Genomic DNA, 13,187 nt, shown 5'->3' with positions numbered 1-13,187 from the left:
CCTATCAACCAGATTAGAAAACAGCGAATGCAGAACCCACTAGCCGATTTCCATAAGTTAAGTCCGGACCAACGTAAAGCCCTGATAGCCCTGTTGAAAAAACGCGGCATCGACATAGGCCGCCTGCCTATAGCCGGCGTCGGCCGCGACCGGCCGCTGCCGTTGTCTTACGGCCAGCAACGGTTGTGGTTTTTGGCGCAATTGGAGCCGGACAGCAGCGCTTATCACATCGCCGACGCGGTGCGTTTGCAGGGGCGGCTGGACGCCGATGCCTTGCAGCGTAGCATCGCCACGCTGGTCGAGCGCCACGAAAGCTTGCGCACCACCTTCGGCAGTGCGGACGGCAAAGCGCTGCAGGTAGTTCACGACAGCCTGCCGGTTGCAGTGCAATGGCAGGATTTGTCGGCACCGGGCGGCGACAGCGAGGCGCTGGCCGCGGCTTGGGTGGAGAGCCTGGAGCGGCGGCCGTTCGATCTGCAAACCGGCCCGCTACTGCGGGTGGCGGTGCTGAAATTGGCGGCGGACCGGCATGTGCTGGTATGGGTGTTGCACCACATCGTCGCCGACGAATGGTCGCTGAATATCCTGATGGGCGAGTTCGCCGCGCTGTACAGCGCTTATTGCCGCGGTAGCGAGGCGGACTTGCCCGGATTGTCTGTCGGTTATGCCGATTTCGCGGTTTGGCAGCGGCATTGGCTGGAAGCCGGCGAAATGCAGCGGCAACTGGCCTATTGGCAGGCGCAGTTGGCCGGCGACACGCCGCAGTTGGAGCTGCCGTGGGACAGAACCGGGCCGGCGCAGCGCAGCGATGCCGGGGCCAAACTGGAAATCGAGTTACCGGCGGCGAGCGGGCAGCGCTTGCGCGTGCTGTGCCAAAGCGAAGGCGCGACGCCGTTCATGGGCTTGCTGGCCGTATTCAAAATGCTGCTCTACCGCTACTGCGGGCAAGCGCAAATCCGGGTCGGGGTGCCGGTCGCCAACCGTAACCGCAGGGAAATCGAGCACGTCGTCGGTTTTTTCGTCAATACCCAGGTGCTGCAAACCGAGCTGAGCGGCGCTCTGAGCTTCCGCCAAATCTTGGCGCGGGTTAGAGAAACGGCGTTAGGCGCCCAAGCCCACGCCGATTTGCCGTTCGATCAGTTGGTCGAAGCCTTGAGCCCGCAACGCAGCTTGCAGCGCAATCCCTTGTTTCAGGTGATGTACAACCACCAGGCCGCGCCAACCGAATCGGTCAGAGCGCTGGGCGATTTGCAATGGCAAGCCTACGCCCGCGCAGCGCACAGCAGCCAGTTCGAATTGATCTTGGATAGCTTCGAAGGCGCGGACGGCGCCATTCACTTGATTTGGACCTATGCGACCGATGTATTCGCCGAGGCCACCATAACCCGAATGGCCGGGCATTTTTGCCGCTTGCTGGACGCCGCCCTATCGGCACCGCAGACGCCGCTACGAGATTTGCCGTGGCTGAGCGCAGGCGAAGGCGGGCAGGCGGCTGAGTTCGACGCTGCCGTGGTTACGGCGTTTGTGCCCGAGCTGATCCGCCGTCAAGCGCAGATCAACCCACAGGCCGAGGCGGTGCGGGTTGGAGACAGCGGTTTGAGCTATTCCGAGTTGCTGCGGCGGGCGGATGCATTGGCGGCTTGTCTGGTCGCGCAGGGCTTGAAACCGGGCGAAGTGGCCGGTGTGTGCCTGCCGCGGTCCGCGGACATGCTAGTCGCCAGTCTGGCGCTGTGGCAGTGCGGCGCGGCCTTTGTGCCGTTGGACCCGGACTATCCGGCCGAACGCTTGCAGTACATGCTGGAAGATGCCGGCGCCGCCTGGTGGATAGGTTGGGCCGGGGAGGCGGAAGACTGTGCCGCGCCAATCGCCCCGCTGCCCGGCAAGCTGCGCGGCCTGTTTCTGGACCGGCTGGACTTGTCCGGCGTAGCGCAACAGCCGCCGGCCGCGGCCTTGCATCCGGAAAGCCTGGCCTATCTGATCTACACCTCCGGCTCCAGCGGACAACCCAAAGGCGTGGCGGTGGCGCACGGCGCGCTGGCCCGGCATTGCGCGGCGATGGCCGAGTTATACGGGCTGCACGCGGGCGAACGCTGCTTGCATTTCGCCTCGTTCAGTTTCGACGCGGCTATCGAGCAATGGGCCGTGCCGTTGCTTTGCGGTGCGACCGTGATCATCGGCGACCCGGCCCGCTGGAGCCTGGAGCAGACCCTGCAAACCCTGCACGAACAAGGCATCAGCCGCATCGACCTGCCGCCGGCCTATCTGGCCGAATTGGCGCGCAAGCTCGAGCCGGAGCAAACGCTGCCGGCCTTGCTTGGCTGTACGGTCGGCGGCGAAGCCTTGCCGCGCGAACAACTGGCTTTGATCCAAAGCCGCGTGCGGCCTAAGCGGATGTTCAACGCCTACGGCCCCACCGAATGCGTGATCAGCCCGCTGGTCTGGCAGGCCGAAGCCGCTTGCGACAGCCTGTACGCGCCGATAGGCCGCTGCGTCGGCGCCCGCAACGCCTATATTCTGGACGCCGACTTGAACCCCTTGCCGAGCGGGGCGGCCGGCGAGTTGTATATCGGCGGGCTCGATTTGGCGCAAGGCTATCGGCATCGGCCGGGCGCCAGCGCCGAACGCTTTTTGCCGGACCCCTTCGCCGGTCCCGGCGCCCGCATGTACCGCAGCGGTGACCGGGCGCGGCGGCGGGGCGACGGCGTGATCGAATTTCTGGGCCGGGCCGACGGGCAACTCAAACTGCGCGGTTACCGCATCGAACCGGGGAAATCGAAAACGCCTTGCTGGCTCAGCCGGGCGTGGCGCAAGCGGCGGTACGGGTAGACAGCCAAGGCCGCTTGTTGGCCTACGCGGCGTTGACCGGCGCGGGCGCGACCGACCCGGATACGTTGCGTCTAGCCTTGAGCCGGCAACTGCCGGACTACATGCTGCCGGCGCATATCCTGCTGATGCCCCAATTGCCCACATTGCCCAACGGCAAACTGGACCGCAACGCTCTGCCGGAAGCGGAGCGGGCCGTAGCGGCCCGCACCGCACCGCGCAGCGCGCTGGAGCGGCAACTGGCGGACATCTGGCAGGAAGTGCTGGGCCTGGAGACGGTCGGCGTGGATGATAATTTCTTCGAGTTGGGCGGCGATTCCATCGTCTCGCTGCAAGTGGTCAGCCGGGTTCGGCAAGCCGGCTGGCAGTTGTCGCCCAAAGACGTATTCCGTCATCAAACCGTTGCTGCATTGGCCAGGGTACTGACGCCGTTGGCCGATGCCGAGCCGGCGCTTGCCGACGACACCGATGGCGAGCTGCCGCTGACACCCATCCAGGCCGAGTTTTTTGCCGCCGACTTTGCCGAACGCGACCACTGGAATCAATCCGTGCTGCTGGCGGCCGAACAAGCGTTGGACGTGTCGGTTTTGCAGCAAGCGCTCCGCCTGTTGTTGGCGCAGCACGATGCGTTCCGCTTGCGTTTCGAATACCGCGACGGTTGGCGGCAATTCTACGCCGAGGCGGCTGCCGGTGCGGACCTGCTCTGGCTATGCGACGCGGCGGATGCAGCGGAGATCGAAGCGGTGGCCAACCGGGCGCAGCGCAGCCTGGATTTACGCGAAGGTCCGTTGCTGCGCGCCGTTTACATCCGGGTAGCCGACGGCAGCGTGCGTCTGCTGCTGGCGATTCATCACCTGATTGTCGACGGCGTGTCCTGGCGCATTGTGTTGGAGGATTTGCAACGGCTATACCGGCAATTGAGTAGCGGGCAAGCTACAGATTTGCCTGCTAAGACCGCGTCTTACCGGGCCTGGGCCCAGGCCTTGCACAAGCGGGCAGGGCAAATCGAATCGGAAGCGGCCTACTGGCGCGAGCAAACCGCCGCTTGCGAGCTGCCGGTGGACTTCTGCGCGGCTCGCGGCACGGCCGCCGACGCTAAAACCCTTAGTGTGGAGTTGTCGCAGACCGCCACCCGGCAATTGTTGTCCGACTGTCCGGCGGCTTACCGGACCCGCATCGACGAGCTGTTGCTGACGGCCTTGGCGCGGGTATTGTGCCGCCGGCGCGGCAGCGGCTGCGTGAGTATCGATCTGGAAGGCCATGGCCGCGAAGCCTTTCCGGGCGCGCCGGATGTCAGCCGCAGCCTAGGCTGGTTTACCTGCGTTCATCCCTTGCTGTTGCGCCCGGAAGCAGAATGGTCCGACTCGATAAAAGCGATCAAGGAACAACTGCGCCGGGTACCGGGGGGCGGTTTGGGCTTCGGCTTGCTGAAATATTGCGGTTCGGAATCGGCGCGCGCGAGTTTGGCCGGCTTGCCCAAGCCCGAGCTGTGCTTCAATTACCTCGGCCAGTTCGATGCCGGTTTCGCCGCCGAGGCCCGGTTGCGCCCGGCCGTCGAAGCGCGCGGGGACGAGCGTGATCCGGCCTCCCCGCTGGATTATGGCCTGGAAGTCAACGGCCAAATCTATCAGGGCCGGCTGGCGCTTAACTGGACTTACGATAGCCGGCGTTACCGGGCGCAAACCGTTGCCGCTCTGGCAGCGGATGTTCAGAGCGAGTTGCAAGGCGTGATCGAGCATTGCTCGCACGGCCCTCTGGGGGTAACGCCGTCCGACTTCCCGTTGGCGGGCTTGAACCAGGCGCAGCTGGACGATTTGCCGTTGCCGGTCGCCGAATTGCAGGACATTTACCCGTTGACCCCCATGCAGCAAGGCATGTTGTTTCACAGCCTGTACGACAACGATCCGGCCAGCTACGTCAGCCGTTTCGACGTTTGCCTGACGGGCTTGAATGTCGAACGCTTCGCCGCCGCCTGGCAAGGCGCGTTGCAGCGGCACGCGGTGTTGCGCAGCGAATTTCGCGCCCCGGCCGGCTGGCCGCAAGCCCTGCAAATCGTGCGCAAGCGGGTGACCCTGCCGCTGAGCGAATTGGATTGGCGCGGGCGCGACCATGCGGACGCCGGCTTGAACCAGTTGCTCGGCGAATTGAGCGCCGGTGGTTTGGCGACCGATACGGCGCCGCTGTTCAAGTTGGTGTTGGTCAGATTGCAGGACGACGTCTACCACTTTATTTGGCTCAGTCATCACTTGCTGTTGGACGGCTGGAGCAGCGCCCGCTTGCTGGGCGAAGTGCTGAGCAGTTATCGAGGCGAGCCTGTTTCCTCTCCTGCGGCGGAATTTCGCGATTTCGTGGCCTGGCTGGCCGAGCGCGATGCCGGGGCGGCGGAACGCTATTGGCGGCCGCGCCTGAGCGCCTTGCCGGCCCCGACCCGCCTAGCCGATGCCTTGCCGTGCGTCTTGGCCGGCAGCGGTTACGGTTTGCATACGTTGCGCATAGGCGGCGACCGGTTCGAGCAACTGTGCGGCTTTGCCCATCGCAGCAAGCTGACCGTCAACACCTTGGTACAAGCGGTTTGGTGCTTGTTGCTGAAAGCCTATTGCGGCGGCGAAACCCTGGCATTCGGCGTAACAGTGTCCGGTCGGCCGGCCGATTTGCCGGGTGCCGAGCAAATGGTCGGTTTGTTCATCAACACCTTGCCGGTGATTCAAACACTACGCGCGGACCGCATCGTCGCCGACTGGCTGCAAGCCCTGCAACAGGCCAATCTGGAATTGCGCGAATACGAAAGCACCCCGCTGGCCGAGCTGCAACGTTGGTGGGGCGGCAGCGGCGCAGCGTTGTTCGATACCTTGCTGGTGTTCGAAAACTATCCTCTGTCCGAAGCCTTGAGTCGCCGGCCGCAGGACGGGTTGCGGATTAGCGGCGAGCACCAGCGCGAAACCACGCATTATCCCTTGACCCTGGCGATACAAATTAGCGGCCAGACCTTACAGGTGGTTTTCGATTATCAACAGCGTAATTTCCAGGCTGCGGCGATCGCCGATTTGGCCGAACATTTCGAATACGTGTTAGGACAGCTGATCAGCCGGCCGCAGGCGCGGCTGGGCGAATTGGCGCTAGTCACGCCGAGGGAAACCGAGCGCTTTCAAACCTGGAACCTGTGGCCGCGCCGTTACGACGGCGGCGTGCCGGTACAGGAACTGATCCGCCGCCAAGCCGAGGCCCGGCCGCAAGCGGCGGCCTTGATCGCCGGCGGGCAGAGCTTGCGCTATGCCGAGCTGGAACGGGACGCCAACCGTCTGGCGCATGTATTGCTGGACGCCGGGCTGGGGCGGGAAAGCCGGGTGGCGGTATTGCTGGCGCGCGGGGTCGAAGCGATCGTGGCGATGCTGGCGGTGCTGAAAGCCGGCGCGGCCTTCGTGCCGTTGGACCCGGAACAACCCGCGCAGCGGCTGGCCGACGTCATCGCCGATGCCGGAGCGAGCCTGGTGATCGTGCGCGGTATAGAGGTGACTGGTGCGGGCGAGGGGACGATCCACGCCGAACGGGCAGCCGGCGCACGCGCCGCTTTTGGCGGCGCGCCGCTGCTGGACTTGGCCGAGCTGGACCTTGCGGCTTACTCCGACCGGCCGCCGGCGGTTGCGATCCATCCCGACCAACTGGCCTATCTGATCCTGACCTCCGGTTCCAGCGGCAAACCCAAAGGCGTGGCGGTAGCTCACGGCGCGTTGAGCCGCCACATCCAGGCCGCCGCCGAACTGTATCGCTATACCCCGGCCGACCGAGCGTTACACCTGGCCGCCTTAACCTTCGACGCCGCGCTGGAACAATGGCTGGCCCCGCTCAGTCAGGGTGCCGGCGTGGTGCTGGGCGACAGTCGCGGCGGCGGCGAAGCCGTCCGGGATGCGGTGCTGCGCCACGCGGTGACGGTGGCGTACCCGCCGACCGCCACCCTGTTGCAACTGGCCGACGCGGTGGCGGCGCATGGCGATACCACCGCGCTGCGCATCGTCTGCGTCGGCGGCGAAGCCGTCTCCGCCGCGGCCTTGGCCAAAATCCGCAGCGCCCTGCGGCCCGAACGCATCGTCAACGGCTACGGCCCGACCGAAACCGTGATCACCCCGTTGGCCTGGCTGGTCGACGACCGCCCATTCGCCGGCTACGCCCCCATCGGCAGCGCCCTGGGCGAACGTAGCCTGCACATCCTGGACGCCGACCTGAATCCCGTGCCGCTGGGTGCGGCCGGCGAACTGTACATCGGCGGCCCCTGCCTGGCGCGCGGCTACCACGGCCGGGCCGATCTGAGCGCCGAACGGTTTTACCCGACCCGTTCGCCGCCGACGGCAGCCGGCTGTACCGCAGCGGCGATATCGTGCGGCGCGGCGCCGACGGGGTAGTGGTTTACCTCGGCCGGGCCGACCAGCAAATCAAACTGCGCGGTTACCGGATCGAACCCGGCGAAATCGAAGCCGCGTTACGGCAACTGCCCGGAATAGACGACGCCTACGTGCTGCTGCGCGAAGACGACGGCCGCCGTTACCTGACCGGCTATTGGCAGCCGAGCGTGGCAGCGCATGCGCACGCCGATTCAAGCCTAGGGTACGCACCGCATACCAAAACCGACGCCTACCCGAGCGAAGCGCAACTCAAAACCGCCCTGGCCGAACGCCTGCCGGACTACATGGTGCCGGCCCGCCTGCTGCGCCTGCAGCGGCTGCCGCGCACCGCCCACGGCAAAATCGACCGCCGGGCCCTGCCGGCGCCGACTCGATCAACGACCGAGGCCCAAGCCCCCCGCACCCCGACTGAAACCCTGCTGCTGCAACTGTGGCAAGACCTGCTAGGCCGAGAGACGATCGGCGTGCACGACAACTTCTTCGAACTGGGCGGCGACTCCATCGTCTCCATCCAACTGGTCAGCCGGGCGCGGGCGCAAGGACTGAGTTTCAGCCCGAAAGACCTGTTTCAACACCAAACCGTCGCCGGCTTGGCCCAAGTCGCCCGGCCCTTGGCCGCGTCCGCCCAGGCGCCGACCGGGCCGGCGGTAGGCACCGCGCCGCTGCTGCCGATCCAGCACACTTTCTTCGCGCAACATTTGACCAACCCGGCGCACTGGAACCAATCGCTGCTGTTGAAAGCCCGCGTTCCGCTGTCCGCCGAGGTCCTGGCGCAAGCCTTGCAGACGCTAGTATTGCACCACGACAGCCTGAACCTGCGGTATGTGCGCCAAGCGGACGGCTGGCAGCAAACCTATGCGCCGGCCACCGACGTAACGACGAACCACGCCGCCTTATTACAACGACACACCGCGCAAGACGCCGCCGACATCCGCGCCATCGCCGACAAGGCCCAGCGCAGTCTAAATCTCGAACGCGGCCCGCTGTTCCAAGCCACGCTGATCGACCTGGCCGACGGCAGCCAGCGCTTGCTGTTGCTGGCCCACCACCTGATCGTCGACGCCGTGTCCTGGCGCATCCTGCTGGAAGACCTGGGCAGCGCCTACCGGCAAATCGCCCAAGGCCACCCCCCGCAACTGCCGGGGAAAACCGCCAGCTACCAAACCTGGGGCGACACCTTGCAAGCCTACGCCCGCAGCCCGGCCTTACAGGCCCAGCGCGACTACTGGCAACGGCAATTGCCGACCGACCCGGCCTGGCCCTGCGACCACCCGAACGGCCGGGCGCAGCAGCGCGACCGAGCCAGCCTAAGCCTGAGCCTGGAGGCCGCACAAACCGAACAACTGCTGCAACCGGCCCATGCCGCCTACCGCACCCGCATCCAAGACCTGCTGTTGACCGCCTTGGCACAAACCCTGTGCGACTACAGCGGACAAGCGCAGGTCTGCATCGCCCTGGAAGGCCACGGCCGGGAAGCCGAGCTGATCGTAAGCGACGCGCAAACGCCACCGGACTTAAGCCGCAGCGTCGGCTGGTTTACCAGCGTCTACCCGGTCAAACTCAGCGGCGACGCCGACCCTGCGAGCGCCGTCAAAACCGTCAAGGAACAGCTGCGGCAGGTGCCGGACCGGGGCTTGGGCTACGGCGTGATCCGCTATCTGGCGGGCCCGGCCGCCGACGCCGAGCAAACGAACGCGATAACGGCCGAGCCGCCGGTGCTGTTCAACTACCTGGGCCAGCTGGACAACAGTTTCGACCGCGATGCCTTGCTGGAACCGGCTGCAGAACCCGGCGGCGAGGAACGCGACCCCGGCGCGCCGTTGGCCTACGCCCTGGAAATCAACGCCGAGGTTTATCAAGGCCGGCTGCGCATCGAATGGAGTTACAGCCGGGAACGTTACCGCGAACAAACCATTGCCGAGCTGATCCGGCGCTATCGAACCCGTTTGCAAGCCTTGCTGGCCCACTGCCTGACGGCCAAGCCCTGCCTGACCCCCAGCGACCTGCCGCTGGCCGGCCTCGATCAGGCGCAACTGGAGGCCTTGCCGCTGGACCACGCCGACATCGAAGACCTCTACCCCTTATCGCCCATGCAGCAGGGCATTTTGTTTCATGCGCTGCGCGAGCCGGAAGCCAACCTATACGTGACGCAGCTGGCGGTGGACTTGCGCGGCTTGGATGCGCAACGTTTCCTTGCAGCCTGGCGCGAGGTCGGCCGGCGTCATCCGATTTTGCGCAGCGGCTTTTTTTGGCACGGCGATTGGCCGACGCCTCTGCAGGCGGTTTTCCGGCAGGCCGATGTACCTACAATCTATTTGGACTGGCGGCAGCGTCCGATCGACCGAACGGATTTAGCGGCTTTGGCACAAGCCGATTACGCGGGTGGCTTCGATCTGACTAAACCGCCGTTGCAGCGTTTGACGTTGGTCGATTTGCCCGGCGGCTTATGCCGCATCATTTGGACCAGTCACCATTTGCTGCTCGACGGTTGGAGCAGTTCGCTGTTGTTCGGCGAAGTCATGACTATTTATGCCGGGCAAGTGCCGGAGCCGTCCGGCCGCTACCGCGACTATATCGCCTGGCTGGCGGGCCGCGACCGCGCGGCCGGGCAGGCGTTTTGGCGGCAAACCCTGCAGGACGCGGAACAAGCCTGCTTGTTGGCCGCTTGTCTGTCGGCGCAGCCGGAGGCAACCGGTCACGGTTATTGGCAATGCCGGCTCAGCGAACAGGAGACTGCCGAACTGCAAAGTTTTACCCAACAGCAACATCTAACCGTGAACACGCTGCTGCAAGGAGCTTGGGCGCTTGTGCTTGCGCACTACACCGGCTTGCGCATGCCGGTGTTCGGCAGCACGGTGGCCGGCCGGCCGGCGGAAGTTCCAGATGCCGAGCGGGCGCTGGGCTTGTTCATCAATACCTTGCCGTTGGCGGTGCGCATGGAATCCGGCCGGCCGGCGGCGGATTGGTTGCGCGCGCTGCAGGCTATGAATCTGCACATGCGCGAATACGAATACCTGCCGTTGTACGACATGCAACGTTGGGCCGGCAGCGGTGGCGGAGAATTGTTCGATACCTTGCTGGTGTTCGAAAACTACCCGGTCGACGCGGCGCTGAGACAAGCGGCGGGCGGCGTGAAAGTGGTCGGCCTGGAACAGCGCGATCGGACCAATTATCCTTTGACGTTGGACGTCAGCATGGGCCGGGTGCTGGAAATCGGCTTCGATTACGGCGAACGGTATTTCAGCCCCGCCGACGTGCATAATCTGGCCGAGCGCCTGCGCCGGGTATTGCTGGGTTTGATTCGCGCTCCCCAGCAGCGGCTGGGGGCGATCAGCTTCGAGGATAGGCAATCTCACGCGACGCCGACGCCGGCTATGCCGACCGATACGGTTTTGCTGCCCGAGCTGATCCGCCGTCAAGCGCAGATCAACCCACAGGCCGAGGCGGTGCGGGTTGGAGACAGCGGTTTGAGCTATTCCGAATTGCAGCGGCGGGCGGATGCGCTGGCGGCTTGTCTGGTCGCGCAGGGCTTGAAACCGGGCGAAGTGGCCGGTGTGTGCCTGCCGCGGTCCGCGGACATGCTAGTCGCCAGTCTGGCGCTGTGGCAGTGCGGCGCGGCCTTTGTGCCGTTGGACCCGGACTATCCGGCCGAACGCTTGCAGTACATGCTGGAAGATGCCGGCGCCGCCTGGTGGATAGGTTGGGCCGGGGAGGCGGAAGACTGTGCCGCGCCAATCGCCCCGCTGCCCGGCAAGCTGCGCGGCCTGTTTCTGGACCGGCTGGACTTGTCCGGCGTAGCGCAACAGCCGCCGGCCGCGGCCTTGCATCCGGAAAGCCTGGCCTATCTGATCTACACCTCCGGCTCCAGCGGACAACCCAAAGGCGTGGCGGTGGCGCACGGCGCGCTGGCCCGGCATTGCGCGGCGATGGCCGAGTTATACGGGCTGCACGCGGGCGAACGCTGCTTGCATTTCGCCTCGTTCAGTTTCGACGCGGCTATCGAGCAATGGGCCGTGCCGTTGCTTTGCGGTGCGACCGTGATCATCGGCGACCCGGCCCGCTGGAGCCTGGAGCAGACCCTGCAAACCCTGCACGAACAAGGCATCAGCCGCATCGACCTGCCGCCGGCCTATCTGGCCGAATTGGCGCGCTGCTTGGAGCCGGAGCAAACGCTGCCGGCCTTGCTTGGCTGCACGGTCGGCGGCGAAGCCTTGCCGCGCGAACAACTGGCTTTGATCCAAAGCCGCGTGCGGCCTAAGCGGATGTTCAACGCCTACGGCCCCACCGAATGCGTGATCAGCCCGCTGGTCTGGCAGGCCGAAGCCGCTTGCGACAGCCTGTACGCGCCGATAGGCCGCTGCGTCGGCGCCCGCAACGCCTATATCCTGGACGCCGACTTGAACCCCTTGCCGAGCGGGGCGGCCGGCGAGTTGTATATCGGCGGGCTCGATCTGGCGCAAGGCTATCGGCATCGGCCGGGCGCCAGCGCCGAACGCTTTTTGCCGGACCCCTTCGCCGGTCCCGGCGCCCGCATGTACCGCAGCGGTGACCGGGCGCGGCGGCGGGGCGACGGCGTGATCGAATTTCTGGGCCGGGCCGACGGGCAACTCAAACTGCGCGGTTACCGCATCGAACCGGGGAAATCGAAAACGCCTTGCTGGCTCAGCCGGGCGTGGCGCAAGCGGCGGTACGGGTAGACAGCCAAGGCCGCTTGTTGGCCTACGCGGCGTTGACCGGCGCGGGCGCGACCGACCCGGATACGTTGCGTCTAGCCTTGAGCCGGCAACTGCCGGACTACATGCTGCCGGCGCATATCCTGCTGATGCCCCAATTGCCCACATTGCCCAACGGCAAACTGGACCGCAACGCTCTGCCGGAAGCGGAGCGGGCCGTAGCGGCCCGCACCGCACCGCGCAGCGCGCTGGAGCGGCAACTGGCGGAGATCTGGCAGGAAGTGCTGGGCCTGGAGACGGTCGGCGTGGACGACAATTTCTTCGAGTTGGGCGGGCATTCCTTGTTAGCCTTGCGCTTGGTATCGGCGATCAAGCGCCGGCTGGGTTGGGATTTGCCGCTCAGCCGCTTGTTGCAGAACCCGACGATAGCTGCCTTGGCCGCCGGCGCCGATAACGGTCTGTCGCCGCTGGTCGAATTGAACAAGGCCGCAGGCGCCTTACCGCCGCTGTTTTGTCTGCATCCGGCCGGCGGTACCGTGTTCGGCTATTATCCGCTGGCGCGGGCCTTGGCCGGGCAACGGCCGGTGATCGGCGTGTTGTGCCGCAGTTTTTTAAATCCCGATTGGCGCGATTTGTCGCTGCAACAGATGGCCGACGATTATGCCGAGGCGATCAGGCAACGTCAGCCGCACGGTGCGCTGCATTTGTTGGGTTGGTCGCTGGGCGGTGCGCTGGCGTTGAGCATCGCCGCTCGTTTGCAACAGGAGGGGCGCGAAGTGGCTTTCCTCGGATTGGTCGACGGTTTCGTACCGGGCTTCGACGCCGAGGCGGACGACCAAGACGACAGCGACCATCTCGGCGGATTGCTAGACGGCATCGCAACCGAAGGGGCCGGTCTTTCGCCTGCGCAATTGACGGCTTTGCCGGAACGGTTAAGCCGCGAGCATCCGGGCGCGGATTGGGTTAAATTGCTGGATTTACAAAATGGCATGGCGATCATGCAACATCTGACAGCCTTGAGTAGTGCGTACCGGCTGCCGCAATTGGCAACCGGCATGCATTGCTGGTGGTCGGCTGCGGCCGGCGACGCGGCCGACATGGCGCAAGACGTAGTGGAGCAAGCCTGCGGCAACCGGGTGTTGCGTTCCACCCGGATAGACAGCGATCACGCCGGCATCGTCCGTCATCCGGATTTGTTGGCCGACCTGGTTACCCTGTTGGGTAAGGATGGCGATGGCGAAGCTTAACGACGCGGCAGCGAGCAGGTGCGATAAACGTTCCGGTTCGCTGCGGA

Annotated in this window: 4 protein-coding genes; all 4 read left to right on the top strand. The window is 65.3% G+C overall.

Annotated features, from left to right (window positions below; genetic code table 11):
• The first annotated feature begins 27 nt into the window (after nucleotides 1-27).
• Genes AB0A83_RS16450 through AB0A83_RS16435 form a run of 4 tightly spaced genes read left to right on the top strand, consistent with a single transcriptional unit; the run spans nucleotide 28 to nucleotide 13,140 of the window.
• Nucleotides 28-2,826 (top strand): amino acid adenylation domain-containing protein, encoded by a 2,799-nt coding sequence (locus AB0A83_RS16450; protein ID WP_367154753.1) that lies wholly within the window; start codon nucleotides 28-30, stop codon nucleotides 2,824-2,826.
• Nucleotides 2,784-7,220: a condensation domain-containing protein gene (locus AB0A83_RS16445; protein WP_367154752.1), complete on the top strand. Its 4,437-nt coding sequence runs from the start codon at nucleotides 2,784-2,786 to the stop codon at nucleotides 7,218-7,220. Before AB0A83_RS16450 ends, AB0A83_RS16445 begins: the two co-directional genes overlap by 43 nt.
• Nucleotides 7,196-11,917 (top strand): amino acid adenylation domain-containing protein, encoded by a 4,722-nt coding sequence (locus tag AB0A83_RS16440; RefSeq protein WP_367154751.1) that lies wholly within the window; start codon nucleotides 7,196-7,198, stop codon nucleotides 11,915-11,917. The genes AB0A83_RS16445 and AB0A83_RS16440 overlap by 25 nt, the downstream gene beginning before the upstream one ends.
• Nucleotides 11,875-13,140, top strand: a complete 1,266-nt coding sequence (locus AB0A83_RS16435) for a thioesterase domain-containing protein (protein WP_367154750.1) — start codon at nucleotides 11,875-11,877, stop codon at nucleotides 13,138-13,140. The genes AB0A83_RS16440 and AB0A83_RS16435 overlap by 43 nt, the downstream gene beginning before the upstream one ends.
• Nucleotides 13,141-13,187 lie beyond the last annotated feature (47 nt).

This window comes from Methylomonas sp. HYX-M1 (assembly GCF_040741385.1).
Classification (GTDB): domain Bacteria; phylum Pseudomonadota; class Gammaproteobacteria; order Methylococcales; family Methylomonadaceae; genus Methylomonas; species Methylomonas rhizoryzae.
This window is presented reverse-complemented; position numbering and strand designations above follow the sequence as displayed.

Excerpts from the sequence above, each read along its gene's own strand:
- AB0A83_RS16450 (WP_367154753.1), top strand. The coding sequence starts at position 28 with ATGCAGAACCCACTAGCCGATTTCCATAAGTTAAGTCCGGACCAACGT.